Here is a 25475-nt window from a genome sequence, read left to right as displayed (position 1 = left end):
AGCTGACCGTGACGCTGCCCTTGACCGAGGTGCCGCCGGTGGCGGCGCTGCCGAAGCGCACCTTGTGGCCGCTGATCGGGGAGGCGTCGTCGTCGATCTGGAGCGGGCCGATGTCGTTCTCGTCCTCGGCGATGGCGTACCGCACCTCCACCACGGACCCCGGGTTGATCTTGCGGACCACGGTGTCGGTGACGGTCTCGCCGTTGACGCTCGTGATGCCCGTCCAGTCGGCGTAGGGCTGCTGGCAGTAGTTGCGGCAGGCGTCGATCTCCTCGGAGACGGTCAGCGCGGAGACGGAGCGGCGCGTGGTGACCGTCAGATCGGGCCGCGGCGGCACGGTGCGGAACCGGGCGGGCCCGTACCACCGGAAGACACCCTGTTCGTGGCCCGCGCGATCTCCGTCAGGGCGTCCCACTGCGACCCCGACACCTGCGGGACGTCGTACAGCGGGATGTCGGCGTCGTCGAGCACGGCGCCCTTGCGCCAACGGCCCTTCTGGTCCCACTCGTTGCCGTTGTACGAGTCGAGGTCCGGCCACGACCGGTCGGTGACCTGGACGCACTCGACGGGCATGTCGGTCAGCAGGTCGACCCGGTGCAGTTCGGACGGCGGCTGGCCCGCGGAGGTGTCCGTGTAGGTGCCCGGGCCGCCCGCGAGGTACTCGCCGTCGGGCGCCGTCAGGCGTGGCTTCACGGTCGCCATGACCGACGAGCCGCCCGCCCGGGTGTCCACCGCGAAGCCGAGGTGCCAGGCGCCGCGCAGTGAGGCGAGCTTGCTGAAGGTCCAACTGAACTGCGAGCTCGTGCCGTTGAGCGTCCCCGAGGCGACCTTGACCTGCCCGGTGGAGATGTCGAAGGTTCCCGTGTAGTAGCCGTACTTGTTCGCGCTGCGGTCGAAGACCAGCTTCAGTTCGACGACGCTGTCCTTGGCCAGCGCGGTGTTGACGTACGCCTCGGCCTGGAACACCCGCCCCGACACGGCGAACCGCGAGCGCGGCATCCACGACACGGAGAGTCCTGCCGCGGCCGGCCTGAGCGCCATCTCGTGCGGGGCGCCGTCCCTGATCCAGGAGTACGCGGACGGGTCGGGCAGGGTCTCGGGCTGGCCGTAGGTGGAGTTGAAGCCGCCGTGCAGCGAGGCGTACAGCGCGGTGAAGGGCTGGTCGAGATCGGCGGCGGGCGCCGGGGCGCGCGGCGGCGGGCAGGTGTGGATGCCGCCCTGGCGGAGCAGTTCGTCCACGCACCAGACGGTGGTGGCGACGGGTTTGCCGTACAGCAACCCGTGGTAGGGGCGCGGGAGTTGGGCGGGGCCGCGCAGCCGCTCCGCGCCGTCCAGGGCCTGCACGGTGACGGTGTCGCTGCCGGACGCGGCGGTGCGTGAGCGCACGGTGCCGCGGAAGGCGGGCACGGTGCGGCCCGCGACCCCCGCCGCGTGCACCACGGACTGCCCGGGCCGTGCGACGTCGGAGGTGGCACGCGGCGCCCAGGCCGAGTACAGGCGCGGCGCGGGGACGCCTTCGGCGCCGCCGAGCTGCACCTCCAACTGCGCGGACGCGCTGCCGGACACCGCGCGCATCGCGTCCGGCAGATCGGTGGCGTAGGCCCGCTCCACCTTCCACGACTGCACCTGTCCGCCCAGCTCCTGCCCGCCGAAGCGGGTGGCGTGGGCGGGGGCGCGCTCGGGCGCGGCGAGGGAGACGTCGAGGGCCTCGTCGTCAGAGTTCAGCACCGCGCACCTCCACCAGGTCGATGCTGACGTTGCGGTACGGCAGCGGGTTCGCGGGCGCGTCGCTGTACGCGGTCACGCTCATCGCCGGGCAGCCGTCGCCGAGCGCGTACGGGACCGGGGTGTCGCCGATGGTGAGGCAGGCGCCGGCGAGCCCGGCCATACCGGTGACGCCGGGTCCGCCGACGGGGGTGACGAAGGCGGCGCCGGCCGGGGCGGTACCGGTGACGCTCGCGCCGGTCACGGCGGTGGTGGCCAGGTACGAGCCGTCGGCGGCCTTCCAGTCCAGCTGGGCGGTGGCGGTCGCCGGGTTCCAGTCGGGCGGCACCAGCCACGACACCTTCATGCCGGGGGCCACCGGCCAGCCGGTCCAGGTGCCGTGCCGCCAGCCGATCCGGGTGGTGTCCTGGAACTGGGCGACGACGGTGTCGCCGACGAACGGGCTGACGACCATGGTGCCGGTCACCGTGAACCAGTGGTCGGCGCCGCTGGGCGAACTGCTCTGCGCGGCGGCCTGGTACGGGTCGAGGAGGTTGACGGTGGCGGGGTCGAGCAGGGCGACCGGCCCGTACGAGGCTACTGAACTCCCTTGCAGTCCGGGCCCGTTGACGCGGCGGGCGAGCCGGGCGAGGTGCTGGGCGTCGTCCGGCGGGAGCAGGTCCCAGGAGAACTTCAGGCGGCGGGGCGTGCGGGCGGGGGCGACGGTGGTGACCGTGCCCTCCAGGGACTTGAACTCCGTGACGTTCAGATCGGCGGTGCGGTCCCAGCTCTTGGCGGCCTGGACGATCTCCCGCAGCAGCCCGGGCTTGCCTATCCACAGGTTTCTGATCATGGCGTGCTGTTCACCTCCGAGCGAGCTGGCGCTGTCCGACCTGGACGGCGCGGGCGATGACCTGGGAGTCCACGGCGACGTGCACGGGCCGCGCGGCCATCGCCTCGACGGCGGCGGCGAGCCGGGCGAGCGTGGCGGCGTTGCCCGGGTGGCCGCCCATCATGCGGCTGAGCTTGGACAGCGGGATGACGGCTTCGTTCTCGCCGCCTTCACCGATGAGGGCGAGCCGGCCGCCGGAGCGGGCCTGCACGACGCCGCCCTCGGCGAGGGTGGGGATGTTCGGGATCTGCGGCAGGTGGATCCCGAATTCCTTGCCGCCGACGACCGGGACCCAGCCGGGGATCTTGACGTGGATCGAGTTGAGCCCGCGGATCATGGCGTTGATGCCGCTGATGTAGGCGCGGGGCAGTGCGGTGAACCCGTTGACCAGGCCCTTCATGATGCTCTTGATGGGCCCGGAGTGGGACTTGATGGCCCCGGAGATCGCGTTCCAGGCCCACTTCACGCCCTTGGCCAGCGCCTTGGACACCTTGTCCATGTTGATGAACTGCCCGATGATCGGCGCGAGCAGCGAGATGACCAGGCCGAGGGCGTTGGCCTTCATCGCGGTATTGAGCCCCTTCTGGGCAAGCGTGGCCCCCTTGAGCCCCTTGCCGAGCCCGGTCATCGACTTGCCCCCGCCGGTGGCGGTCTTCCCGGCCTTCCCGACGGACTTCTCGACGGCGTCGGACTGGCGTTTTACGTCGCGGAGGGCGGTGTTGGTTTTGGAGGAGGAGGCCTTGAGGCGGTCCAGGGAAGTCTTGAATTTATCGGTACCGGACCGCGTCCGGGACAGTCGGGCGTCGGTCTGCCCGAGACTGCTCTTGAGCCTCCCCACAGAGCCGTGCAGGGAATTGACGCCGCTGGTAGTACGGCTGACCGTCGTTCCCGCCTTGCCGGCCGCAGCGGAAAAATTGCCGAAGGCACCTCGGGCAGACAGCAGTCTTTGAGTGAGGGACATGGGTATCACCTGGGTTTCTGGCGAAATTCTGACGTAGTCAGATATGCGATTCGAGTGCCACTACCCGCTCTTCCAGCGCGCCGAGTTTCTGGCTGGCTCGGGACGCGTTGTCTGCGGCGAGGCGAGCACTGTGGTTGGCACTGCGCAGGAGGTTGTCGGCGCGCTGCGCGTCATGCTGAGCCTTGACGGCGACGTCGTGAGCCGTGGTTGCGCTGTTGCGGGCACCGCGAACGTGGCGCATGAGGTCTTCCTCGAACTTCTTTATGCGTTCCCGCTCCTGCTCGCGAGCGGCCTTGGCCTTCTCTGCTTCCAGACGTTCATTTTCCTTCTTCTTCGTCGCAGCCTCAGCGTCCCTGCCGCCGTGGACCAGTGTCTGCAGCGAGAAAGTGCTGATCTGTTTCCCGGCGAAAGTGAAGCCCTTCTCGTCCCACTTGAACAGCGAATGGTCCATCTTGAAAAACTGCGCACTGAGGGTGGCAGCCTGGTAGTCGGACTTGACCAGCGTTGCCTGTATGTCTTTGACCAGCTCCGTTTTAAATTTTGGCCATTGAATAGCGAGTTCGTGTTGGACTGCCGGCGCCAGGGTTTTACCGTCCGTCATGGCTTCTCCAGGTGAAGGGTCTCCATGCGAGGGAAAAGAAAAACCCGGTCACCTCGTGACCGGGGAGTGGTGGGTGGCTTGCAGAGGTCAAATAGTGAGCCATACGTCCAGCGTTATAGCCCCTGCAACGAGCGGAGCCAGACACCAGAAAGCCAATCTGTGCATCCTTATGCTCGACTCGACGCATGCAGCTATGTCTGCATTCTCCGGGGAGGATGGATCGTAAATGATCTCTATATCCTCGCCCGGTGACGCTGCGTTGGTCGACATGTAGGACGAGGTCCCCTGGAAGTCGGCGCCATCTACTGAGAACACAAAACTCAGCGTGACGCTGTCCTCGTGGTAAGAGATGTGCGTGCAATGCGCCGTGGCGAAGGCGCCCGCCGTCCTCAGTCGAAGCCCCGCTCTCCAGAGGCGCAACAGTCGGAACAGGAAATAGATCAGCGCGACCGTGACCAAGTAGAAAATGATCATGCGCCCCCCAGGGTGATGGATGGGAAGAGAAGTCGCCATGAGCAACGGGCGACACTATACGAGCGCATAGTTACGGGAGCGACAAGCCGTTTCCGATCAGGCGAGAAACTTGGCTACGTACTCTGGAGAGGCCATTACGCTGGAGTTCGGGGCGCTGTCTTCGCTCGGGGTGGCGTCTGCGCCAGGGCGGGGCATGGGCTGAGGCGGGTCGAGAGGGTCGCTGTCCTCGTCCCGGTTGACCGTCGCGAACATCCAGTTGGCTTCCTGCAGTTGGTCCACCGCATGCGCGAGCAGATGTTCCATCACGTGCCACTCGGCGGCCTCACCGTGCATTTCGTGCGCGAGCGCGCTGTCCCGCGGCATGTGCCGCACCAGCACCGCCAGCCGTCGTGACGACAACCGCCCCCGGTACCAGTCCAGCAGGTCCACGCCGTAATGGCGCAGCAGATCGGCCTCGATGGCCTCGGCGTGCTCTTCTACGAGCGCGACGAGGCTCAGTCTTCCCCCAGGCCGAGCCCGGTCTCCTTGCCGTACGCCTCCAGGATCGCGGCGATGTCCTGCATGGTGACGTCGTGCTGCTCGAAGCGCGCGAACTGCTGATCACCCAGGAGGAGTTGGAGGAGACCGTCCACGTCGTTGTCGTCGAGGGCGCGCAGCTTGCGGGCGACACCGCGGCTGAGCTCGGTCGGCAGCTCGAAGGTGTCGGTGTCGAGCTGGAAGGTCCAGGCGCGGCCGAGCGCTTCGAGGCGCTGGGCGCGGGCGGCGTTGACGTCGAATCCGGCCATGAGGTGCTCCTGATGGGGAAGTTGAGGTGTGCGGGTGGAGGAGGGGACGGCCCGGCGCGCGACGGATGCGCGCCGGGCCGACTGGTGCGGGCAGAGCCCCGTTACGCGTACGCGCCGTCCTTCATGACCCAGGTCGCGAGCGGCAGCGACGTGTCGTCCTGTGCGTAGGCGGTGAAGGTGACGCCGAGCTTCATGGCGCCGGTGCGGGTCATCGAGATCTCCTCGGTCTCGGTGACCTGGCCGCGCGGGACGATCAGCCGGTAGATGACCGCGGACCCGTTCTGCGTGTCCGTGAACTCGAAGCCCAGCGCCCGCTCGTCCGCGGCCGGGTTGGTGGTGAGGTCGTACTTGAAGGTGCCGGCCTCGGCGCCGGTCGCCGCGGCAGCCGTCGCCCCGCCGCCCATGAAGAAGGGCAGCGTGGTCTTGTTGAACTGCATCAGCTGGAACTTCAGCGTCAGCTCACGGTCGGAGTAGATGTAGCGCAGCGCGCTCACCGACTGCCATCCGTCGACCTGGTCGATCTTGTCCTTCTTGGCGAGCTTCACGCCGTCGGTGGAGGTGTAGCCGAGCTCGGTCCAGTCCGTCGCGGACCACGGAACCTTGGTGTCGATCGGCGCGGCGGCCGGCGTGGCGGCGTTGTACTTCGCCACGAGCACCTTGCCGGTACCCGGGACGCGGATCTGGGAGCTGGTGTTCGGAGAAGGCATGGAAGGACTCCTTGAGTGGGTCAGGCAGGACGGATGGAGAGCTGCAGCCGGGTGAGATAGCGGCTGGCGGCCGGGCGGTTGTAGTCGGGCAGCCAGCGCGGCCCCTCGACCTCCGACACGTCGGTGACGACCGCCGTGCCGTAGCCGGTGCCCTGCAGCTCGTGCACACAGGCGCGGGCGGCGAGGGCGATGGTGTGGGCGACCGTCTTGTCGGCGGCGTACGCCTCCAGGTCGACCACGGGATGGTCGAGGTAGAGGTCGTCGATCCAGGTCCCGCCGGTACGCGAGACGAGGACGACCTGCTGGGTGCCGTCGAACCCGGAGGGCGGCCGGTTGTCGACCGTCGTCCCGACCAGTTCGGCCCGGCTCTTCAGGAAGTCGACGACGAGTCGTTCGACGTCGGGGAAGTTCAGTGCGGACACATGAAGGATCCCGTCAAAAGGGGGAGTCGAGGAAAGGGCCGTTGAGGCGTGTACGCGCAGGCCTGCACGCTCCGGACCACGACTGCGACGAGGGGTCCGGGCAACACGAAGCGGCAGGTCCGCCGCCCCGGGTCCTTGCGGTCCGTGGGCGCAGCTCTGCCGCTGCTCCAAGTGTGATCGGGGGGCGCGGATCTCGCAACTGGCGCCCTGCACAGGCCAGTTGACCTGGTGCTACGGCATGGGAAAGGGCCCGCCGACAGAGGTCGACGGGCCCATGGGAGTGGTGCGAGGGTTCAGCTCTCGGGCGGATGGTTGGGCGAGGCGGCTCGCCCCCGCGCGACGCGCTCCGCGCTGAACACGTCCTCCAGCCGGTACAGCGCCTTGCGTCCCTGCCGTCCGGCGGCGCGCAGATGCCCGAGCTGCACCCACTTGCGGATGGTGGCGGGGGCGACGCCGGCCTCGGCGGCGGCGAGTTCACCGGTGATGAAGCAGCTCATGCGGGACCCTCCTCCAGTACGTGCCGGCAGACAGGGTTCACGCACATCACGACGGCCCGTTCCGGCAGGGCCCGCAGCGAGACCGAGTCGCAGGCGGGGCAGCGCCCGGCGATCCGCACCAGCTGTTCCGGGTCGCCCACGACGCGCCCGCACCGGGCCGCCATCCGGCGCGCCTCGTTCACCAAGTGGGCTTCCAGGTCCGGGAGTTCGGCCACACGCTCCGCGAGGTCGGCGAGGCGTCGCAGCCGTACCACGACGGGTGCGGGCCGCGCGAGCCGCAACCCGAGCCGCTCGCGGACCGCCTCCTCCAGCTCCACCACGCCGTCGGTGACGTCGCGGAGGGCGTCACCACGACCCGCCGCCCCCTCCACCCGTACCGCCCCCGACCCCGCCGCCGGAACTCCCGCCGCCGCCCGAGCCACCGCTCCCGCCGGAGCCGCTGGAGGACGGAGCCGTGGCGGAGACGGCCGCGGCGGTGATGAGGCCCACCGCCAGGGCCGGGCCGAGCTGGGCGAAGGCGGTCGAGCGGCGGGTTCCGCCGGTGGTGGCGGGGGCCGTCGAGGTGGCGATGGACCGCTCCCAGCGCTGCGCCAGGCCCAGTGCCACGGCCCACGCGGTGAGCAGCTCGAACCGTTCGGCGTCGGCGGTCGCGTCGCCGACCGCCTCCGGGGACGCGTCGGTGAGCCACTGCCGGAACGTCTCCACCTGGAGGCGCAGGGCAGCTCCCCGGGCGCTACGGCGCTTCAGTTCCCACGCGCGCAGGCACAGGGCCAGGCCGGCCCCGGTGACCAGTGCGCCCGCCAGTGACATCGGCCAACCCGCCGTATTCATATGGCTGATGAGCACGCTGCCGATGATGGCGGCGACCAGGCCGAGCAGAGTCGCGCCGAGTCCGGTCAGCCGTGCGACGCGTTCGCGGCGCTCACTGGCCGGGTCCCAGAGATCGCTGGTCCGCTGCCACTCGGCGAGCCGGGTGCCGAGGGACTGCCAGGCCGACCGGAACAGCGGGTCGTACATCCCCAGGACGAACTCGGCGCGGCCCGCGAACATGTCGTCGAGCACGGCCGTGGTGTCCGCGTCCGGGACTCCCCCGAGGCCGCGCGTGCGGCGCAGGGTGGGGTGCTGGCCGGTGCCCCTGATGTTGATGTGCCTGCGGAACGCCGTATGGAGCAGCCACGCCACCTGGTGGTGCGGCTCGACGTGCTCGCTGAGCAGGATGCCGCCCTGGGCCGGGGTCAGCGCCTCCGGCGGGGTTCCCTCGGCCGGTCGCTCCAGGTCGGCGGGGCGCCGGTCGCGGCCGAGCAGGCGCAGCGCGCCCACCGCCAACAGGCCACATCCCAGGGCGAGTCCGGCGACGGTCAGCCCGGTCCAGAGGGGGTCGGGGGCCGCTTCGGCGTCGGGCCGCGCTCCCGCGGGCGGTGTCGGCCGGGCCGCCTGAACGGCAGCGCCCCGCGCGGCCGCGGACGCGTACAGCGTGACCCCGTTCCCGGGCGCGACGTTCCCGGGCGCGGCGACGAGGTGCCCGGTGTCGGGCTGTGCGGCCCGGCAGCTCTGCGTGGATCCGGTTCTGCCCCGCACGCACCGGGTCGCGTCGAGGCCGTACGGGGCCGCGACGTGGATCTCGACGTTGCGCAGGTCGACCTGCCAGCCCGTGCCGACCGCGTCCCAGGCGAGCTTGCCCTTCTTGACGACGTCCGGGAGCGGGTACGTGATCCGGTAGCGGTGCAGCCCGCTGACCGTCCGGTCGGCGTCGCCGACCCGGATGCTCCGCTCCGTCGTCTCGCCGTACGACAGCTCGTACGGGACCGGCCCGCCGTCCATCGTGGCGTGGACGTCCTCGTCGTCGACCTCGTAGGTCAGACCGGGGATGTCGCGGAAGATGCCGTGCCGGTCGCTCGTCGGATGCCCGAAGTCGTAGTCGATCACCTCGGTGACGCGTGCACTGCCGTCCTTGGCGACCTTGGCGCTCACCCACATCCGGGTGACCCGCTCACTGTTCCCGGCGGCCCCGGCGAACCAGGTGACGCAGCCGAGCGCGAGCGCGAGGAACACCATCCAGACGAGCCCGCGGACCCGGCGGCGCCGGGCGCCCGAGCTCCGGGGCCGGCCGGCGCCGACCGTCCCGCTCTCGTTCTTGTCACTCAAGACAACCCCCAGTCGTCTCGGGACGATCGGTCCCCGGCCGCCCGCACTCGCAAGTGGGGGATGCTAGTGCGATTTCAGGAAAAGGGCCGCACACGGGCAGGTATTGAAGTGATCAAAGTTGTTTGGTTTCGGACCAGTTGACGGTGGGGCGGAGTCGGGAGGGGACGCATGAAGTGGTTTCGGCGCGACACGGGCGGGCCGCGGGGCGAGCACGGCCGAGGGCAGGGCCAAGAGGGCCCGGCGCTGCTTCACGGGGTCACGAAGACGGATGGGGCCCCCGGCCCGGAGCCTCAGGGCCACGGCCACCGACAGGGTGACGGTCACGCGACCGTGCGGCTGACCACGGGGACGACCCCGGCCGTCCTCGCTGTCACGCACAGCGGGCGCGGCCACTTCGTCGTGGACGCCCTCGACCCGGATCTGCGGTCGCAGAGCCAACTGGTCTACGCGGACGGCCCGTTGACCGGCCGGGCGCTGGTGAACGCGGACGAGGACCGACCGGTGCACGCGCTCCGCGTGCAGGCGGACGAACCCGGGACCTGGACCGTCGACGTCCTGCCGGTCACCAGCGCGCTGCCCCTGGAGGGTTCGGCGCGACGCCCCGCCTCGGACGTGCTCCGCTACGACGGCGGCCCGGCGATCGCGAACCTCCGCCACGAGGGCGACGTACAGGCCGACGACGGCGGCTACTTCCTCGTGGACACCTTCGCGCCGGACGGCCACGGCTTCGTCGACGAACTCGCCAACCATGTGGGTCCCTGGCAGGGCGAGGTGCCACTGACGGGCCCGTGCTTGGTGTATGCCCGTTCCGACGGGCCCTGGTCCATCAGTGTGCCCGGTGTGCCGTCGACCCTGCGGAAGTGAGGCTCAGCAGGCTCAGCCCTCGGTCGCGTACGTGACGAAGTCGGCCCAGGCCGCGCCGCTCAGGGAGAGATGGTGAACCTGGGTGTTCTTGGAGTCGCGGATGTGCACGGTGCCGGGGGTGTGGGCGATCTCTACGCAGTCGGGCTCGCTGCCGCCGTCGCTGTAGCTGCTCTTGAACCAGGCCAGCTCGTTCTCGCGGTTCATAGTTCTCCCAGCACCTGCTCGATGAAGGCCAGTGACTCCCCGGGAGGGAGAGCCTGAGTCCGGATGATCCCACACCGCAGTTCGATGATGCGGAGCTGCTTCGGGTCGGAGACCGGCCGTCCGGCGTAGAGGCCGTCGCAGCGCCCGATCGCCGTTCCGTCCCTGAACTTCAGCACCTGCATGTCCCCGTCCATTCCGGCGTGGTCCTCGCGGCCCGTCGGCATCACCTGGATGTCGACCGTGGCCAACTGGGCCAGTTCCAGGAGATGTTCGAGCTGACGCCGCAACACCATCTTCCCGCCGATCGGTCGTCGTAGCGACGCCTCTTCCTGGATGAAGCTGAGGTCGGGTGTGGGATCGCGCTCGAAGATTGACTTACGGGCTGAGCGTGCGGCCAAGGCTCGCTCGATCTGTTCCGACGACAGGGCGGGGCGACGCATGGAGAAGAGTGCCTGTGCGTACTCCGGTGTCTGGAGCAGGCCGGGCAACTTGTGGGTCCAGTACGCCGTCAGCTCCACCGCCTTGGCCTCGATCTCGGCGAGATCGCGCACCTTCTTCGGATACCGCAGCTTGGCCGCGTCCTCCTTCATCTCGCTGAGGCGGCCCCCGGCGTTCAACACCTCGTCCGCCTTGTCCAGGAACTCGGGGCGGGGAATCCGTGCCCCGCTCTCCACCTTGTAGACGATCCCCTCCCCGTACCCCATCGCCACCCCGAGCTCGGACGCCTTGAGCCCCGACGCCTCGCGCCACGACCTCAACTGCCGCCCGATCAAGCCCATGACGGCCGCGCCCTCCTCGTCGCCCGGCTCCAGCTCCCAGCCGTCACCATCCGTCGTCGCCCCAGTCATCCGCGCACCTCCAGCCCGCCGAACTCCCCGCCCACTGTCAGTCAACAGCCGTACCCGTCAGAGGTGTTGGACAGCCTGTACAGCTCTGGACAAAAGCTGGACAGTCACCGTACGTGACGGCCGTGTCGCGGGTCAGCGTAAACAGGCGCGGCCACGCTGAGTGACATGAACGAGAAATTCGCGGTGCTGCTCTCACCCACGCCGCGCGCGGCCCGCCTCGCGCGCCTCCTCGCCACCGAACAACTGCGCACCTGGGGGCTGGCGTTCCTCCTGGACGAGGCCGCGCACATCGTGGCGGAGCTGGCCGCCAACGCCGTCACGCACGCCCGCGTCCCGGGCCGCGACTTCCGGCTCGCCCTGTACGTCACCGAGGGCGTGCTCCGGGTCGAGGTGGCCGACACACGCGGGGACCGTAGGCCCGAAGTCCGTTGCGGAGAAGGAGAGTCGGGGCGCGGGCTCATCCTCGTAGAGGCGCTCTCCGACCGGTGGGGCGTCGGCGAGGGACCGTCCCCGCGCAAGACGGTCTGGGCCGAACTGGACCTCGTACGACCGGGGCACGGAAACCCGTGCTCCGGTGCTCCCGGCGACCACTGCAAAGGAACGTCGATGAAGGGAAAGGAACCCGCCCAAGCCCACCCCGCCCTCCGCGCGGGGGCCGTTCACCCGCAACGGTGAACATCGCCAACTCGGCTGGCAATTGCCCCGGTTGCTTGCTCTACGCTCAGCGCCACGCACCACCACAACAACCGCAGACATACGTCGGCCCCCGGCCGGGACTAGCGATCCCGATCGAGGGCCTGACCATCAAGGAAGTAGCACCTTCCCCCATGGATACCCAGCACCCTAGCGCGCCCGTGCCCGCCCCGGGCCCGATCCCGGGGGAAGTCCCCCGTGCGGGGATCGTCCACGAGAACGCGCGCCACCATTCCCACTTCACGGTCGTCGGCAACCACCTCGCCCAGCACCGCGAACTGTCCGGCCTCGCCATCGGCCTGGCCGTCCACATCCAGTCGCTCCCGGCCGGGGCCCGCGCCGACGTGAAGACCCTCGCGGCCCGCTTCCCGGAGGGCACGACCCGGATCGCCGCCGCCCTGCGCGAGCTGGAGGCCCACGGCTACCTGCGCCGCGAGCGGCGCCGCGCCCCCGACGGGCGGGTCCGTACGCGTACGGTCTCCTGCAACCAGCCGGGCGCCCCGGCCCACCCGGACAAGCCGCAACCGTCCCAGAAGAAGAAGCCGCCACGCCCGCTCACCGTCCCCCACCCCGAGCACCGCCCCGGCCCGGCGCTCCTCCAGGCGGCCACCGACCTCCTCGCCGCCCTGCACCGAACCGACGCCCGCCTCACCCTCTCCGCCCGCGACGCCGAACGCCTCGCCCCGGGCGTCGTCGCCTGGCTGGAACGCGACCTGATCCCCTCCGCCGTACGCCACGCCCTCACCCGGGACCTGCCGGAGGGCCGCCCCATCCACCGGCCCGCGGCATTCATCGCACACCGGCTGACGGCACAACTACCGCCGAGGACAAGCCCGTTCAAGGCCCCACCGGAGGCCGAGCCGGCGGCGCCATCGGTCCGCCACCCCCTCCGCAACTGCGACGTCTGCGACCACGCCTACCGGGGCCCGGAACCGGACCGCTGCCCGGGCTGCCGCTCCACGCCACCGGCGCATCCGGAAGGTGCTGCCCGCCACGACCCCTCGGGTTCCGACCGCACCGTGCCTCTTGATCGGTATGGCGGAAGATGGGGTGCATGACCGAGATCCGTACCCCCCGCCTCCTCCTGCGCCGCTGGCTGCCCGACGACGACCTGGGGCCGCTGTCCGAGATCCAGGCCGACCCGGCCGTGATGCACCACATCGGCGGCGGTGCCCCGCGTTCCCTCGACGAGAGCGCCGAGGACATCGAGCGGTGGGAGGAGGAGTGGGACGACGAGGGCTTCGGGGTCTTCGCCGTCGAGCTGCTCGGTTCGGGTGAGCTGGCGGGCGCGGTCGGTCTGTACGTGCCGGACGCGCCGGCGCGGGTGGCCGGGCACATCGGCATCCAGTGGCGGCTCGCGCGGCAGTTCTGGGGCCAGGGCTACGCCTCCGAGGCGGCCCAGGCCTCCCTGGAGTTCGCCCTCCAGGACCGGGGGATCGACCGGGTCGTGGCCGTCGCCGCCCCCGACGACGCACCGTCGATGAAGGTCCTCCACAAGCTGGGGATGACGCCGACCGGCGAGGACGAGGGGCTCCGGCTCTACGCGATCGACCTGACCGAGTACCAGGACTGACGACCGGCGGCCGACCCGCGCCGACCGCTCCCGGCCCGCCGTCACGCGATCTCGGGGTCGCTCTCCTCCCGCACCGTCCACTCCGCGTCCGCGACGACGCAGTCCATGGTCGCGGACGTCCCCCGCAGCACCCCGGTGATCAGCGCGGCCCCCGCCGGCACGCACAGCGGCCAGGAGATCAGTCCGGACAGCGCGTCCCTGTCGACGAGGAGCACCGGCAGGCAGAGGAGGGCCGCCAGCAGGGCGCCCCCGGCGATGGGGCCGTGGATCGGCGTGCGGAACTTGGCGTTGCGGCGCAGGCGCCGCGCGCTGCGCTCGCGGCTGGTGCGGCGCGGGTCGCGGGCGCTCGCGGTGGCGGTGCGATAGGTGACCTCCGCCGGGTCGGTCAGGCCCATGATCGTGGCGCCGTCGCGGTCGGCGACGAAAGCCACCGGCTGCGCGCCCTCGATCAGCTTGTAGCGGCGGGGCCAGACGAGCCAGCCTTCGGAGCCCGTCAACAGGGTTCCCGCGCGGGCGAGTTCGGCTATGTCGATCCGGTCGACGGCGAGCGGAACCTCGTCGCCCGCACCCACCTCACCTTCCGCGTCTTCCGTGAGTTCGAAGAGCGCGAGGTGGTACGCGCGGCTGACGGAGACCGTGCCCGGGCGGTCGCCGCGCTCGCTGTAGCGCAGGAGCTGCGGCCGTCCGGCACGGACACGCACCCCGTGCACCTCGCCCGCCGCGGCGTCCTCGATCAGGACCTTGACCTTGGCCCGCTCGTCCTTCGGCGACGTCGAGCGGCGCATCCCTGTGGCCAGCTTCAGTGTGCCGAACAGGATGAGGAAGAAGAGGAACATGTCGACGAACGAGGTGCCGTCCCGCATGGCGAGGCGGGCCAGGGTGACCGGGGCCAGCGCGATCAGCACCGCGCCGACGGCTCGCCCCACGTCCGGGTCCGGACGAGGGAGTCGCGCGGGTATGGGCGGAATCCCGGCCCGTGGGGGCAGCGCGGGCTCGGGCTTCAGGGGCGGCGCCGTGCGGCAGGCCAGCGCCCAGGCGGCGGTGAGCACGGCGGCCGCGGCCAGGGCGCCGACGATGTCGAGCCGCGGGCCCGAGGCGTCCGCCGGAAGGTGGACGAGTGCCTGGGAGGTGGCCGCCGCGGCCAGCGCGCCCGTACCCAGGGCGCGCGTGAGGAGCGTGGAGCGTCGCATGGTGCTTCCTTGGGTCGCGGGGGGAGCATGGGGCACGAGCAGCCGCGGGGGTGGCGGAACCATGGTGTGTCCCTTCACCATCTGATGTACACAAGCGGGCAGTGTTTTCAGGGTGGTTGAGGCCGCGTCGGGGCCGGACGGGGGCGTAGTGGACCAGGTGTTGCGCAGTCGGCTGACCACCGCGCGGCTGGAGCGGGGCGCGGTTCTGCTGGACCGGTCGGGGTCGGGGCGGCGCGTACGGATCCCGCTGACCGCCATCGAGACGGTCCGCCCGCGCGGGGCGTCGGCGCGGCGCGGCATCGAGATCGTGCTCACGGCCGGGCCCGGCGAGAGCGACCCCGCCGTCTACCGGCTGCGCCCGTCGAGCGCGACCGCCGCCGCGGCCTTCGCCGACACGGTCAACTCCGCGCTGCCGGTGCGGGACGCGGCCGAGCGGAGGCGGAGCGGGCGGGTGTCCGTGACCCAGGAGCCGAAACCGGCCCGGGCCCGGCGTCCGGGCAGGGCGCGGTCTCCATGGGTGTGGCTGGGCGGACTGTTCGCCCTGGGGGCGTGTCTCGGCGCGGCCTCGGGTGCGTGGGGGCTCGTGCTGGTGTGGGCGGCCTCCTTCCCGGTCTTCTGCGTCGGCTTCGTGCTCACGCGGCTGGTGTGGCTGGCGACGGAGGACTGGTGGCTGCTGCGGCGGCGCGGGATCACCGTTGTCGCGACGTACGAACGGACCGACTACGGGCGCGACTCCGACGGCGACTCCACCTACACGAAGGTGTACGTCTTCGAGGACGGCGGCGGAGCGCGGCGCGAGCACCGGGGTGGCGGGCGGCGCGTCGGTACCGATCCGGAGCGGATCGAGGTGACGTACGACCCGGTGGCCGAGGACCGGGTGAGCGCCCGGTACGGGCTCGTCGCCCGGGCCCTGATGTGCCTCGCCTACGTCGTGCTCGGCCTGCCCGTCTGCCTGCTCACCGCCGCGTACCCGGTCGTTCTCCTCTCCGCGACGATCGCGGCCTCCCCTTACCCGTGACGTAATCGACCGCCTCCGCCCCCGCCCGGCACCCTGAACTCACCGGAACCCGGGCGGCGCACTCCGCTCGGGCTCCGGGTTCCGTACCGGACGGACGACCAGGAGGTCGAGCGACATGACCGCAGCAGCGAACATCCACGAGAGCGCCGCAGCCCGCTACTTCGAGGCCTGGAACGCTCGTACTCCCGAGGACCGGGCCAAGGCCGTCGCCGCCGCCTGGGCGGAGGAGGGGAGCTACACCGACCCGCTCGTCGACGTCGCCGGGCACGACGGGATCGCCGCCGTCATCGGGGGCGCGCACGAGCAGTTCCCCGGATTCTTCTTCCGGCCGCTCGGCGACGTCGACGGGCACCACCTCGTCGCCCGCTTCGGCTGGGAGCTCGTGTCGGAGGCGGACGGGTCCGCTCCGGTCGCCGGGTTCGACGTGGTCGAGCTCGCCGAGGACGGGCGGATCCGGGCCGTCCACGGGTTCCTGGACCGGGTGCCGGCCTGAGGTCCGGCGGGGTCGGTGGGGTCGGTGGGGCGTGACGGGTTCGTGAAGCTCCTGTGAACAGATCACAGATGTCCTGTATTCGCCCCTTGGGGCGACTTCCGGCTTCATGTGGGGAAGTAACGGACGCGGTTTCGTTGCGGTGTGGCTTCACCTCTTGACGCTGAGTGGGGCGCCGAGTTGTCTTCGAGACACCTCGGTCGCACCGTCGCGGCCACGTCAGGGAGGTATCCGTAATGAACACGCGAATGCGATGCGTCACGACGGCGGGCGCCGCATCCGTCCTGCTGGTATCGCTCACGGCCTGCGGTGGTGTGCTGCCCGGGGGGAGCAGCGACAGCAACGCGCCCGTGCGCAAGGGCAACGATGTCAAGATAGGTCTGCTCCTTCCGGAGAAGGAGACCGCACGCTACGAGAAGTTCGACCGGCCGATCATCGAGAAGCAGGTATCCGAACTCACCAAGGGCAAGGGCAGGTTCGTATACGCCAATGCCGATCAGGACGCCGATCTTCAGAACGAGCAGTTTCAGAAGATGATCGACGAGAAGGTGGACACGGTCATCGTGGACGCCGTCGACGCACACACGATCGGCGCCATGGTGAAGAAGGCGAACGAGGCGGGCATCCACGTCATCGCCTACGACCGCCTCGCCGAGGGCCCCGTCGACGCGTACGTCGGATTCGACAACGAGCTCGTCGGCCAGACCCAGGGCAAGGAACTCGTCGCCGCTCTCGGCGCCAAGGCCACCAAGTCGAGCAAGATCGTCATGATCAACGGTTCGCCGACCGACCCCAACGCCAAGGACTACCGGGACAGCGCGCGGGCCGAGCTGGAGAACGCGGTGACGGTCGTCGAGTCGTACGACACCGACGGCTGGAAGCCCCAGAACGCCAAGGCCAACATGGAACGGGCCATCGCGGCGCTCGGTGTCTCCAACATCGCGGCCGTCTACTCGGCGAACGACGGCATGGCGGGCGGTGTGATCGAGGCACTGAAGGACGCCGGTGTCACGAAGATGCCGCCCATCAGCGGCCAGGACGCGGAACTCGCCGCGGTGCAGCGGATTCTGACGGGCGATCAGTACATGACCGTGTACAAGCCCTATCCGGACGAGGCCGCGACCGCCGCCGAGATGGCGGTCCGGGTCGCCCAGGGCCGTGACATCGAGTTCGAGTCCCTCGCGTCGAGCCGCACGGACAGCCCGACGACCAAGCAGATCCACACGGCGAGCATCAGTGTGGTCGCGCTGACCCGCAAGAACATCAAGGAGACGGTGATCAAGGACAAGATCTTCACCGTCAAGCAGATCTGCGCGGGGAAGTACGAGGCGGCCTGCGTCGCGGCGGGTCTGAAGTAGCGGTTCAGTTCGGCTCGCGCGGCCCGTACAGGGCGTGCTCCGCGCCCGTCGCCATGGCCCAGTAGCGGTCGCCGTACGACCAGTGCCACCACTCCGTGGGGTAGTTGACCAGTCCGGCGGCGCCGAGCGCGGCCCCGAGGACCTTCCGGTTCGCGCGGGCCGCGGGGCCGATGGTGGCGGCGTCGGTGCAGCAGGCGCCCGCGCTCTCCTCCGGCGAGGCGTTCATCCGCGTGCCCAGGTCCAGCTCGGTGCCGTCGGCATCGGCCAGGGTCAGGTCGACGGCGGCGCCCGCGCTGCGCGGGGCGATCTCCGGCGGGGAGACGTAGCGGCTGGCCGCCGTGTGGATCTCGGCGGCCGGCCGGTCCGGGTGCAGGGCGCGCAGTTCGGCCGCGTACTCCTCGAAGTAGGCGCGCTGGAGGGAGAGCGGTCGGTAACCCTCGACGACCAGCAGCCGCAGCCCGTCCGGGAGCAGCTCCTGCGCGTACAGGAGCCGGTCGACGACTCCCGCGCGCAGGTGGGCGTAGGCGCCGAGCGGATCGGCCTGGCGCGGGTCGACCGGCAGGGCGTCCACGTCGCGCAGATCGACCAGCGGCTCGCCGCGGTCCGCCACGGGCACGGTGGTCACCTTCGGGTGCGACATCAGGATGATCTCGGTCATGGAGGGGATCATCTCCCCTGACCGCACTGCTTCCTGGGCCGGCCCTGACCAGGCGGGGGATCGCTGGACAGGGCCGGCGCGCTCCGGGAGCGCTGTGGCCACCCTGCCCGCGGCGCGCGGCGTGGCGCTACCGTCAGGTTGTTGCGCGAGCACGTTCATGGGGTCCGCGCAAACAGTGAAATCCCCCTGAAAAGGGGATGATTCGGGGCCGGTGACAGGACGATGACGGGGCTGGGCGGCGCGACGGGCGAGCGGCACGCGCACGGCGTGGAGCGGCTGTGCGACGCGGGCAACCGGGTGTACGGGGAGGCGCTGCGGTCCGGCCGCCTGCTGCGGGAGGCCGCCGAAGAGGCGCCCTGTCTGCTGGAGTTGGCGCTGTTGTACGCCGATCCCCGCGATCCCGGCTGGTTGGTTCCCGTGCCGCCCCAGCAGGCCATGGCGGGCGCGCTGCGGGCGACGTACGAGGCGGTCGCCGAAGGGCACCGGCGGATGGGCGCGACCATCGAGGCGCTGTCCCGGTACGCGGAGCTCGACACCCGGTCGGGGCCGGACAGCGGGGTCGCGCGGGTCGTCGAGGGCAAGTCGCGCATCCAGGAGGCCGTCGACGAGGCGTCCGCGGTGTGCGTGGGCACGATACGGACCATCCAGCCCGGCGGCATCAGAAGCGAGATGGACCTCAGCGAGTCGGCGCGACGGCTCGTGGAGCTGCGGGAGCGGGGCGTGGGGATGCGCACCCTGTACACCCACGTCGCCCGGCACGGCCTCGGGCTGTACGAGTACCTGGACATGGTCGGCGACGTCGTCGAGGTCCGCACGCTCGACGAGGTGCCCGAGCGGCTCATGGCGTTCGACACGACGGTGGCGTACATCCCGGGCAACGCGGACCGTTCCCTCGCCCTGGAGATCCGGCACCCCGCGCTGGTGTCCTACCTGGTCACGGCCTTCGACCGGCTGTGGCGGCTCGCCATGCCGATGGCGCAGCGGCTGCCCGGGGCCGACGCGGCCGGCATCACCCACCGGGGGCGGGCCATCGCGGCGCTCCTCGCGGAGGGGCACACGGACGCCGTGGTCGCCGAACGCCTCGGGATGAACGTCCGTACCTGCCGGGCGCACATCGCGCGGCTCGCGGAGACCCTGGGCGCCTCGAACCGCACCCAACTGGGCGTCCGCATCGCCCAGTCCGGCCTGGCCGAACCCGGCGGCCCGGCCGGTGATCCGGTCGACGATCCGGCCGGTGATCCGGTCAGTGCTCCGGATCCAGCATCCCTGACCGCCCGATGAGATACCCGAGCTGAGCCCGGCTCTCGCTGCCGAGCGTGGCGGCGAGCTTGGCGATGTGGACGCGGACGGTGCGGATGTTCATGGCGAGGCGCTCGGCGATGACGGCGTCGGTGTGACCCTCGATGAGGAGGGTGGCGATGGTGCGCTGGCGGGCCGTGACGCCGTCCGACGTCAGCTCTTCCCCCGCGGCCTGCGGGAACATCGGGGTGGCCAGGCGCCACAGCCGCTCGAACGTCGTGGCCAGATAGGTGATCAGCGCGGGATGGCGGATCTCCAGGGCGACCGTGCGGTCCGGGTTCGCGGGGATGAAGGCGACGGAGCGGTCGAGCATGATGAGGCGCTCGGTGACCTCGTCGAGCGTGCGGACCTGGACGTCGCCGGTCAGCTGCTCGTAGTGCGCCGCGACGGTCGGAGAATGGCGTGAAGTGTGCTGGTACAGCGTGCGCATGCGGCAGCCGCGGGAGAGCAGGTCCTGTTCCCTGGGCAGTGCCATCGCGAGCAGCGAGCCGGGGCGGTGGCCGCCGGGCTGGATGGTCAGCAGCTCCTTCGAGGAGGCGGCCATCGCCTCCCCGATGGCGTTGTTGATCCGCTGGAATCCCAGCAGAACGCTGATCATCGGAGTGTCGGGAACCGCGGCGCGCTGGGCGTCCAGGGCGATGAGTGGGGCGAACGCCTCGGCCAGTCTGGCCTCTTGGTCGCGCTGGTGCGCGATGTTCTGGTCGATGACGGTGAGCAGCCCGGGAAGCGCGACGGCGGGCGGGACCGGAAGCATCCAGCCAGGCGAATCGGTGTTGTCGCGGAGCAGACCGCGCTCTTCCAGACAGGGCGCGGGCTCCACGTCCTCGCGGGCGATGCGGCCTTCCCGCAGGGCACGGGCGTACAGGGACATCCCCTCTTCGCACAGCTCCGTGACCCCGTGTGCATGGGTGTCGATGGTCACGCTTCGTCTCCCCCGGTGGACAGTGCGGGCTCCTTCTCCAGAAGTCCCGACTGGGCTATCAGGTAGCCGAGTTGAGCGCGACTCCCGCTGCCGAGAGCGGCGGCGAGTTTGGCTATGTGCGCACGGCAGGTCCGTACGTTCATGCCGAGGCGCCGGGCGATGGCCTCGTCGACGTGGCCCTCGATGAGGAGCTTGGCTATGGAGCGCTGGACGCCGGTGATGCCGTCGGGGGCGGCGTTGTAGGGGATCTCCTGGGTCAGCGGGACCGCGCGCTCCCAGAGCTGCTCGAAGACCCTGCTGAGGTACTCCACGATGCCCGGGTGGCGCAGTTCCAGCGCCACCCGGCGGTCGTCGCTCGCCGGGATGAACGCGACGGTGCGGTCGATGACGATGAGCCGCTCGATGAGCTCCTCCAGCGTGCGGACCTGGATCTTGCCGCCGGTGATGCGGTCCACGTAGGCCAGGGTGCCCTGGCTGTGCCGGGCCGTGTGCTGGTAGAGCGTCCTGATGGTGACACCGCGGTCGGCGAGCGGCCGGTCCCGCTTCAGCGCCTGGTCGAGGGCGTCGGCCGGGCGGCCGCCGCCGGGCTGGATGGTGAGCATCTCGGTGTGGCACTCGGCAGTGGCCGAATTTAGTGCCGAGTTGATCCGGTCGAACCCTTCGAGAACGGTGATCGCGTGGCTCTCGGTGGTGTCCTGAGTGCTGATCGTGATGAACGGGTCGAAGGAGTCGACCAGTTCGATCGAGAGCTGCCGGCGTTCCTGGATCTCGCGCTCCAGCGGGTGGAGCCGTTGCGCCAGGGCGATCGACGGGGGGACCGGCCTGAGCCAGTTCGCGTCGTCCGGATCCGGGTGGAGCAGCGCGAACTCCAGGAGACAGGGCGCCGGTTCGATGTCACCACGTGACACGCGTCCCGTGCGGAGCGCGTCGGCGTACAGCCGGGTTCCTTCGGCACAAAGCTCGGTCACGGCATGGTGATGCGCCGGATGTGAGTCATTTGTGACCATTTCTCCACCCCCCAGGGTCCTGAACGTGCAAGAACATGATGCATCTCTCCTGTGGCATCAGCGGGCTGTAATGAGCCATCGTCGTCGGTGCCGGGGGAGAAGAGACCATCAAGTGAGGACGAAGCCGACTATGCGCGTGAGACTGATTGGGTCGCTGCTCGCCGCTGTCTTCTCTGTCGCGGTGGCCGTCAGCGCCCCGGCCGGCGCTCTTTCTGCGCAGCAACCGCCGGACAGCGGTTGGACGAGCGTGGAAGCAGCGATACCGGGGCCCGGCGACAGCGGTTGGACCCGTGTGGAAGCGGCGAAACCGGGACCGGGCGACAGTGGTTGGACCCGTGTCGAAGCGGCGAAGCTGGGGCCGGCCGACAGCGGTTGGACCCGTGTGGAAGCGGCGAAGCTGGGGCCGGCCGACAGTGGTTGGACCCGTGTGGAAGCGGCTGCCCCGATGGACAGCGGCTGGACGGACATGCCGACGGGTGTGTCCGCATGATGACCCCACCCGACGACAGAACCCTGCGCCGCGAGATGGCGATCGCCTACCGCTCCGGTTGGCACACGATCGACCTCGTGACGGCGATTCCGAATCCGGGTGATTCCCTCATGGTCACCCTGTTCGGAGAGCCGATCGTCGTGGTGCGGGAGGAGGACGACGACATCCGGGCCTTCCGGTGTCTGCGTCGGCCGCGCGGCGCCCCACAGCCGGTGCGGTCCGTCGTCCGGTACGGAATGATCTTCGTCAATCTCGACCAGCGTGACCATCAGCTGGTCGGCGAGGCAGGACCCGAGGCCTCGCAGACGTCCCGAGGGACGTCCCCCCGCACCACAGCCACCCCCCGCAGTGCCTGACGCGATACCCCCGTCGTTCTAGATCGCGCAGGTGCTTCCCCCCGCAGCGGCGTCACCGTGAACCTGAAACACGGTGGCGCCGCTGCAGTTTTGCGTGCGGTTCCGCGGATACCCGGCTACTCGTCGAAGACGGCGTTGCCCGTCGCGCGGCTCACGGCGATCTCGATGACCACCCGGTTCGGATTGACCCGGGGGGCGCGCGTGTACCGCTCCGCGTAGCGCCGCTCGGCGTCCGCGACGCGCTCCGGGTCGGTGTGCACGGTGGCCGGCCCCTCCAGCGTGGCCCAGCGCCGGCCGTCGACCTGGCAGACCGCGGCCCGCCCCGTCCCCGCCATGAGGTGGGCGACCTTCCGGCTGCCCTTGTCGGTGATCACCCGTGCCACCCGCGCCTCGGCGTCGTAGGTCACGCCGACCGGGACGACGTGCGGGGTGCCGTCGGCGCGCAGCGTCGTCAGGGTGCACAGGTGCCGTTCCCGCCAGAAGCTGAGAAAGGCGCCGGAAGGGGTGTCGAGGTCGATCCGCTTGGCCATGCCCGGGAACTTACCTCCCGGACACGAGGTTGAGTGGAATAGACTCAACTTTATCTACGTTGGTGTAGTCAGATTCTGTAGGCAGGGTTCTGTACGCAGAGTCTGTGGTCGAGTTTCCGTAGGTACACGGGACATGGAGGAGAACAGGCACGTGGACGCCGAGCTGACGAACCGGAGCCGCGACGCGATCAACGCGGCCGGCAGCCGGGCCGTGTCCGGGGGCCACCCGGATCTGACCCCGGCACATCTGCTGCTCGCCCTGCTGGAGGGGCAAGGAGGACAAGCAAGCGCGAACATCACCGACCTGCTGGCGGCCGTGGACGCCGACCAGGTGCAGGTCAGGACCGGTGCCGAGCGGGTGCTGAGCTCCCTGCCCAGCGTCGCCGGGTCGACCGTCGCGCCGCCGCAGCCCAACCGGGAGCTGCTCGCCGTCATCGCCGACGCCGCCGAGCGCGCCAAGGAGCTGGGCGACGAGTTCCTCTCCACCGAGCACCTGCTGATCGGCATCGCCGCCAAGGGCGGGGCGGCCGGTGACGTGCTGACCGAGAATGGGGCCGGTGCGAAGCAGCTGGCCGAGGCGTTCGCGAAGAGCAGGGGAGGGCGACGGGTGACGACACCGGATCCCGAAGGGTCGTACAAGGCTCTGGAGAAGTTCGGGACCGACTTCACCGCCGCCGCGCGGGAAGGGCGGCTCGATCCCGTCATCGGGCGGGACCAGGAGATCCGCCGGGTGGTGCAGGTGCTGTCGCGCCGCACCAAGAACAACCCCGTGCTCATCGGTGAGCCCGGCGTCGGCAAGACCGCCGTCGTGGAGGGCCTCGCCCAGCGGATCGTGAAGGGCGACGTGCCCGAGTCCCTCAAGGACAAGCGGCTCGTCTCGCTGGACCTCGGCGCGATGGTCGCGGGCGCGAAGTACCGCGGCGAGTTCGAGGAGCGGCTGAAGACCGTGCTCTCCGAGATCAAGGAGAGCGACGGGCAGGTCATCACGTTCATCGACGAGCTGCACACGGTCGTCGGCGCGGGCGCCGGCGGCGACTCCGCCATGGACGCGGGCAACATGCTCAAGCCGATGCTCGCGCGCGGCGAGCTGCGCATGGTGGGCGCGACGACGCTCGACGAGTACCGGGAGCGGATCGAGAAGGACCCGGCCCTGGAGCGCCGTTTCCAGCAGGTGCTGGTGGCGGAGCCGAGCGTCGAGGACTCGATCGCGATCCTGCGCGGACTCAAGGGGCGGTACGAGGCCCACCACAAGGTGCAGATCGCCGACAGCGCGCTGGTCGCGGCCGCCACCCTCTCCGACCGGTACATCACCTCCCGCTTCCTCCCCGACAAGGCCATCGACCTCGTCGACGAGGCGGCCTCCCGGCTCCGCATGGAGATCGACTCGTCGCCCGTCGAGATCGACGAACTCCAGCGCGCCGTCGACCGGTTGAAGATGGAGGAGCTCGCGATCGGCAAGGAGACCGACCCCGCGAGCAGGCAGCGTCTGGAGAAGCTGCGGCGCGATCTCGCCGACAAGGAGGAGGAGCTGCGCGGCCTCACCGCCCGCTGGGAGAAGGAGAAGCAGTCCCTCAACCGCGTCGGTGAGCTGAAGGAGAAGCTCGACGAACTGCGCGGCCAGGCCGAGCGCGCCCAGCGCGACGGCGACTTCGACACGGCGTCCAAGCTGCTCTACGGCGAGATCCCCACCCTGGAGCGGGACTTGGAGGAAGCCTCGGAGGCCGAGGAGGAGGTCTCCAGGGACACCATGGTGAAGGACGAGGTCGGCTCCGACGACATCGCGGACGTCGTCGCCTCCTGGACCGGCATCCCCGCCGGACGCCTCATGGAGGGCGAGACGCAGAAGCTGCTGCGCATGGAGGACGAGCTCGGCCGGCGCCTCATCGGGCAGTCGGAGGCCGTGCGCGCCGTGTCGGACGCCGTCCGCCGCACCCGCGCCGGGATCGCCGACCCCGACCGGCCCACCGGTTCCTTCCTCTTCCTCGGCCCGACCGGTGTCGGCAAGACCGAACTGGCCAAGGCGCTCGCCGACTTCCTCTTCGACGACGAGCGGGCCATGATCCGCATCGACATGAGCGAGTACGGCGAGAAGCACTCGGTGGCCCGGCTCGTCGGGGCGCCCCCCGGCTACGTCGGCTACGAGGAGGGCGGCCAGCTGACGGAGGCGGTGCGCCGGCGCCCGTACAGCGTGGTGCTCCTCGACGAGGTGGAGAAGGCGCACCCCGAGGTCTTCGACATCCTGCTCCAGGTGCTCGACGACGGCCGCCTCACCGACGGCCAGGGCCGCACGGTCGACTTCCGCAACACCATCCTCGTCCTCACGTCGAACCTGGGCAGCCAGTTCCTGATCGACCCGGCGACCTCGGCCGACGTGAAGAAGCAGCAGGTCCTCGACGTCGTACGGGCGTCGTTCAAGCCGGAGTTCCTCAACCGGCTCGACGACCTGGTGGTCTTCTCCGCCCTGGAGAAGGACGAGCTGCGCCGCATCGCCGGACTCCAGCTCGACCGCCTGGCCAAGCGCCTCACGGACCGTCGTCTCACGCTCGACGTCACCGACGCGGCCCTGACCTGGCTGGCGGACGAGGGCAACGACCCGGCGTACGGCGCCCGCCCGCTGCGCCGCCTGGTCCAGACGGCCATCGGCGACCGCCTGGCCAAGCAGATCCTGTCCGGCGAGATCAAGGACGGGGACACGGTACGGGTGGACGCGTTCGGGGACGGGCTGATCGTGGGGCCCGCCACCGGGAAGACGCTGTAGCGGGGGCGCGTCTGCCGGGTTCGCTTCGT

General features: G+C 70.4%; 29 protein-coding genes. 10 read left to right on the top strand and 19 right to left on the bottom strand.

What is annotated here, in order from left to right; translation table 11 throughout:
- Positions 1-315: 315 nt before the first annotated feature.
- The 12 genes from B072_RS0107295 to B072_RS0107240 form a co-directional block, all read right to left on the bottom strand.
- The gene (locus B072_RS0107295) at positions 316-1728 is read right to left on the bottom strand and encodes a hypothetical protein (RefSeq protein ID WP_158689169.1); all 1413 of its coding nucleotides are present in this window, start codon (positions 1726-1728) and stop codon (positions 316-318) included.
- Positions 1715-2557 carry a hypothetical protein gene (locus tag B072_RS0107290; protein WP_018529284.1) on the bottom strand — a complete coding sequence of 281 codons (843 nt, stop codon included), beginning with the start codon at positions 2555-2557 and terminating at the stop codon, positions 1715-1717. The genes B072_RS0107295 and B072_RS0107290 overlap by 14 nt, the downstream gene beginning before the upstream one ends.
- 10 nt (positions 2558-2567) lie before the next feature.
- Positions 2568-3434, bottom strand: a complete 867-nt coding sequence (locus tag B072_RS0107285; protein ID WP_018529283.1) for a hypothetical protein — start codon at positions 3432-3434, stop codon at positions 2568-2570.
- 160 nt (positions 3435-3594) lie between these two features.
- Positions 3595-4158: a hypothetical protein gene (locus tag B072_RS0107280; protein WP_018529282.1), complete on the bottom strand. Its 564-nt coding sequence runs from the start codon at positions 4156-4158 to the stop codon at positions 3595-3597.
- A gap of 87 nt (positions 4159-4245) precedes the next feature.
- A complete protein-coding gene (locus B072_RS0107275) occupies positions 4246-4632 on the bottom strand; it encodes a hypothetical protein (protein WP_018529281.1) in 387 nt (128 codons plus the stop codon).
- Between the two features lie 96 nt (positions 4633-4728).
- Positions 4729-5061, bottom strand: a complete 333-nt coding sequence (locus B072_RS0107270) for a hypothetical protein (protein WP_018529280.1) — start codon at positions 5059-5061, stop codon at positions 4729-4731.
- 65 nt (positions 5062-5126) lie between these two features.
- Positions 5127-5417: a hypothetical protein gene (locus B072_RS0107265; protein WP_018529279.1), complete on the bottom strand. Its 291-nt coding sequence runs from the start codon at positions 5415-5417 to the stop codon at positions 5127-5129.
- A 101-nt stretch (positions 5418-5518) separates the two neighbouring features.
- A complete protein-coding gene (locus B072_RS0107260) occupies positions 5519-6124 on the bottom strand; it encodes a hypothetical protein (protein ID WP_018529278.1) in 606 nt (201 codons plus the stop codon).
- 20 nt (positions 6125-6144) lie between these two features.
- Positions 6145-6546 carry a hypothetical protein gene (locus B072_RS0107255; RefSeq protein ID WP_018529277.1) on the bottom strand — a complete coding sequence of 134 codons (402 nt, stop codon included), beginning with the start codon at positions 6544-6546 and terminating at the stop codon, positions 6145-6147.
- Between the two features lie 293 nt (positions 6547-6839).
- The gene (locus B072_RS0107250) at positions 6840-7043 is read right to left on the bottom strand and encodes a hypothetical protein (RefSeq protein ID WP_018529276.1); all 204 of its coding nucleotides are present in this window, start codon (positions 7041-7043) and stop codon (positions 6840-6842) included.
- Positions 7040-7414 (bottom strand): hypothetical protein, encoded by a 375-nt coding sequence (locus B072_RS42660; RefSeq protein ID WP_018529275.1) that lies wholly within the window; start codon positions 7412-7414, stop codon positions 7040-7042. The genes B072_RS0107250 and B072_RS42660 overlap by 4 nt, the downstream gene beginning before the upstream one ends.
- Positions 7389-9188 carry a DUF2207 domain-containing protein gene (locus tag B072_RS0107240; protein WP_018529274.1) on the bottom strand — a complete coding sequence of 600 codons (1800 nt, stop codon included), beginning with the start codon at positions 9186-9188 and terminating at the stop codon, positions 7389-7391. Before B072_RS0107240 ends, B072_RS42660 begins: the two co-directional genes overlap by 26 nt.
- 330 nt (positions 9189-9518) lie before the next feature.
- On the opposite strand from B072_RS0107240, the gene B072_RS0107235 reads away from it, so the two are divergent.
- Entirely contained in the window at positions 9519-10052 is a 534-nt protein-coding gene (locus B072_RS0107235) for a hypothetical protein (RefSeq protein WP_234018813.1), read from the top strand.
- Positions 10053-10064: 12 nt separating this feature from the next.
- Here B072_RS0107235 and B072_RS0107230 read toward each other — a convergent pair whose 3' ends face one another.
- The gene (locus B072_RS0107230) at positions 10065-10256 is read right to left on the bottom strand and encodes a DUF397 domain-containing protein (RefSeq protein WP_018529272.1); all 192 of its coding nucleotides are present in this window, start codon (positions 10254-10256) and stop codon (positions 10065-10067) included.
- Positions 10253-11104: a helix-turn-helix domain-containing protein gene (locus B072_RS0107225; protein WP_018529271.1), complete on the bottom strand. Its 852-nt coding sequence runs from the start codon at positions 11102-11104 to the stop codon at positions 10253-10255. Before B072_RS0107225 ends, B072_RS0107230 begins: the two co-directional genes overlap by 4 nt.
- 165 nt (positions 11105-11269) lie before the next feature.
- On the opposite strand from B072_RS0107225, the gene B072_RS0107220 reads away from it, so the two are divergent.
- From B072_RS0107220 to B072_RS0107210, 3 genes are all read left to right on the top strand, one after another.
- Positions 11270-11779 carry an ATP-binding protein gene (locus tag B072_RS0107220; protein ID WP_018529270.1) on the top strand — a complete coding sequence of 170 codons (510 nt, stop codon included), beginning with the start codon at positions 11270-11272 and terminating at the stop codon, positions 11777-11779.
- A 152-nt stretch (positions 11780-11931) separates the two neighbouring features.
- A complete protein-coding gene (locus tag B072_RS0107215) occupies positions 11932-12855 on the top strand; it encodes a DNA-binding protein (protein ID WP_051127113.1) in 924 nt (307 codons plus the stop codon).
- Complete coding sequence (locus tag B072_RS0107210; RefSeq protein ID WP_018529268.1) at positions 12852-13370, top strand: GNAT family N-acetyltransferase; 519 nt, start codon at positions 12852-12854, stop codon at positions 13368-13370. The genes B072_RS0107215 and B072_RS0107210 overlap by 4 nt, the downstream gene beginning before the upstream one ends.
- Before the next feature lie 41 nt (positions 13371-13411).
- On the opposite strand, the gene B072_RS0107205 is transcribed toward B072_RS0107210, so the two are convergent.
- Positions 13412-14560, bottom strand: coding sequence for a hypothetical protein (locus B072_RS0107205; RefSeq protein ID WP_018529267.1), 1149 nt, complete (start codon positions 14558-14560; stop codon positions 13412-13414).
- A 112-nt stretch (positions 14561-14672) separates the two neighbouring features.
- Here B072_RS0107205 and B072_RS0107200 point away from each other — a divergent pair, with 112 nt between their 5' ends.
- The 3 genes from B072_RS0107200 to B072_RS0107190 all read left to right on the top strand — a co-directional run bounded on the left by B072_RS0107200 (position 14673) and on the right by B072_RS0107190 (position 17426).
- Positions 14673-15578, top strand: coding sequence for a hypothetical protein (locus B072_RS0107200; protein ID WP_158689168.1), 906 nt, complete (start codon positions 14673-14675; stop codon positions 15576-15578).
- A 115-nt stretch (positions 15579-15693) separates the two neighbouring features.
- A complete protein-coding gene (locus tag B072_RS0107195) occupies positions 15694-16071 on the top strand; it encodes a nuclear transport factor 2 family protein (RefSeq protein ID WP_018529265.1) in 378 nt (125 codons plus the stop codon).
- 233 nt (positions 16072-16304) lie between these two features.
- Complete coding sequence (locus B072_RS0107190; RefSeq protein WP_234018812.1) at positions 16305-17426, top strand: sugar ABC transporter substrate-binding protein; 1122 nt, start codon at positions 16305-16307, stop codon at positions 17424-17426.
- Between the two features lie 4 nt (positions 17427-17430).
- On the opposite strand, the gene B072_RS0107185 is transcribed toward B072_RS0107190, so the two are convergent.
- Positions 17431-18084, bottom strand: coding sequence for a M15 family metallopeptidase (locus B072_RS0107185; RefSeq protein ID WP_026245541.1), 654 nt, complete (start codon positions 18082-18084; stop codon positions 17431-17433).
- A gap of 222 nt (positions 18085-18306) precedes the next feature.
- On the opposite strand from B072_RS0107185, the gene B072_RS0107180 reads away from it, so the two are divergent.
- Positions 18307-19365, top strand: coding sequence for a helix-turn-helix transcriptional regulator (locus B072_RS0107180; protein ID WP_018529262.1), 1059 nt, complete (start codon positions 18307-18309; stop codon positions 19363-19365).
- Here the strand turns inward: B072_RS0107180 and B072_RS0107175 are convergent.
- Positions 19328-20305: a helix-turn-helix transcriptional regulator gene (locus B072_RS0107175; RefSeq protein WP_018529261.1), complete on the bottom strand. Its 978-nt coding sequence runs from the start codon at positions 20303-20305 to the stop codon at positions 19328-19330. The two genes, B072_RS0107180 and B072_RS0107175, sit on opposite strands and share 38 nt — an antisense overlap.
- A complete protein-coding gene (locus B072_RS0107170; protein ID WP_026245540.1) occupies positions 20302-21312 on the bottom strand; it encodes a hypothetical protein in 1011 nt (336 codons plus the stop codon). Before B072_RS0107170 ends, B072_RS0107175 begins: the two co-directional genes overlap by 4 nt.
- A gap of 486 nt (positions 21313-21798) precedes the next feature.
- Between B072_RS0107170 and B072_RS0107165 the strand changes: the two genes are divergently transcribed.
- A complete protein-coding gene (locus B072_RS0107165) occupies positions 21799-22158 on the top strand; it encodes a hypothetical protein (RefSeq protein ID WP_018529259.1) in 360 nt (119 codons plus the stop codon).
- Positions 22159-22274: 116 nt separating this feature from the next.
- Here B072_RS0107165 and B072_RS0107160 read toward each other — a convergent pair whose 3' ends face one another.
- Positions 22275-22688 carry a pyridoxamine 5'-phosphate oxidase family protein gene (locus B072_RS0107160; RefSeq protein WP_018529258.1) on the bottom strand — a complete coding sequence of 138 codons (414 nt, stop codon included), beginning with the start codon at positions 22686-22688 and terminating at the stop codon, positions 22275-22277.
- A 151-nt stretch (positions 22689-22839) separates the two neighbouring features.
- Between B072_RS0107160 and clpB the strand changes: the two genes are divergently transcribed.
- Positions 22840-25446 carry an ATP-dependent chaperone ClpB gene (gene clpB / locus B072_RS0107155; protein ID WP_026245539.1) on the top strand — a complete coding sequence of 869 codons (2607 nt, stop codon included), beginning with the start codon at positions 22840-22842 and terminating at the stop codon, positions 25444-25446.
- Positions 25447-25475: the final 29 nt, after the last annotated feature.

Source organism: Streptomyces sp. HmicA12 (assembly GCF_000373565.1).
Classification (GTDB): Bacteria; Actinomycetota; Actinomycetes; order Streptomycetales; family Streptomycetaceae; genus Streptomyces.
The sequence above is the reverse complement of the archived record's forward strand: the minus strand, read 5'-3'. Positions and strand labels throughout refer to the sequence as shown.

Excerpts from the sequence above, each read along its gene's own strand:
- B072_RS0107215 (WP_051127113.1), top strand. The coding sequence starts at position 11,932 with ATGGATACCCAGCACCCTAGCGCGCCCGTGCCCGCCCCGGGCCCGATC.
- B072_RS0107220 (WP_018529270.1), top strand. The coding sequence starts at position 11,270 with ATGAACGAGAAATTCGCGGTGCTGCTCTCACCCACGCCGCGCGCGGCC.
- B072_RS0107170 (WP_026245540.1), bottom strand. The coding sequence starts at position 21,312 with ATGGTCACAAATGACTCACATCCGGCGCATCACCATGCCGTGACCGAG.
- B072_RS0107185 (WP_026245541.1), bottom strand. The coding sequence starts at position 18,084 with ATGACCGAGATCATCCTGATGTCGCACCCGAAGGTGACCACCGTGCCC.
- B072_RS0107265 (WP_018529279.1), bottom strand. The coding sequence starts at position 5,417 with ATGGCCGGATTCGACGTCAACGCCGCCCGCGCCCAGCGCCTCGAAGCG.
- B072_RS0107180 (WP_018529262.1), top strand. The coding sequence starts at position 18,307 with ATGACGGGGCTGGGCGGCGCGACGGGCGAGCGGCACGCGCACGGCGTG.
- B072_RS0107230 (WP_018529272.1), bottom strand. The coding sequence starts at position 10,256 with ATGAACCGCGAGAACGAGCTGGCCTGGTTCAAGAGCAGCTACAGCGAC.
- B072_RS0107260 (WP_018529278.1), bottom strand. The coding sequence starts at position 6,124 with ATGCCTTCTCCGAACACCAGCTCCCAGATCCGCGTCCCGGGTACCGGC.
- B072_RS0107290 (WP_018529284.1), bottom strand. The coding sequence starts at position 2,557 with ATGATCAGAAACCTGTGGATAGGCAAGCCCGGGCTGCTGCGGGAGATC.
- B072_RS0107165 (WP_018529259.1), top strand. The coding sequence starts at position 21,799 with ATGATGACCCCACCCGACGACAGAACCCTGCGCCGCGAGATGGCGATC.
- B072_RS0107190 (WP_234018812.1), top strand. The coding sequence starts at position 16,305 with ATGAACACGCGAATGCGATGCGTCACGACGGCGGGCGCCGCATCCGTC.
- B072_RS0107195 (WP_018529265.1), top strand. The coding sequence starts at position 15,694 with ATGACCGCAGCAGCGAACATCCACGAGAGCGCCGCAGCCCGCTACTTC.
- B072_RS0107250 (WP_018529276.1), bottom strand. The coding sequence starts at position 7,043 with ATGAGCTGCTTCATCACCGGTGAACTCGCCGCCGCCGAGGCCGGCGTC.
- B072_RS0107225 (WP_018529271.1), bottom strand. The coding sequence starts at position 11,104 with ATGACTGGGGCGACGACGGATGGTGACGGCTGGGAGCTGGAGCCGGGC.
- B072_RS0107210 (WP_018529268.1), top strand. The coding sequence starts at position 12,852 with ATGACCGAGATCCGTACCCCCCGCCTCCTCCTGCGCCGCTGGCTGCCC.
- B072_RS0107160 (WP_018529258.1), bottom strand. The coding sequence starts at position 22,688 with ATGGCCAAGCGGATCGACCTCGACACCCCTTCCGGCGCCTTTCTCAGC.
- B072_RS0107205 (WP_018529267.1), bottom strand. The coding sequence starts at position 14,560 with ATGCGACGCTCCACGCTCCTCACGCGCGCCCTGGGTACGGGCGCGCTG.
- B072_RS0107280 (WP_018529282.1), bottom strand. The coding sequence starts at position 4,158 with ATGACGGACGGTAAAACCCTGGCGCCGGCAGTCCAACACGAACTCGCT.
- B072_RS0107275 (WP_018529281.1), bottom strand. The coding sequence starts at position 4,632 with ATGATCATTTTCTACTTGGTCACGGTCGCGCTGATCTATTTCCTGTTC.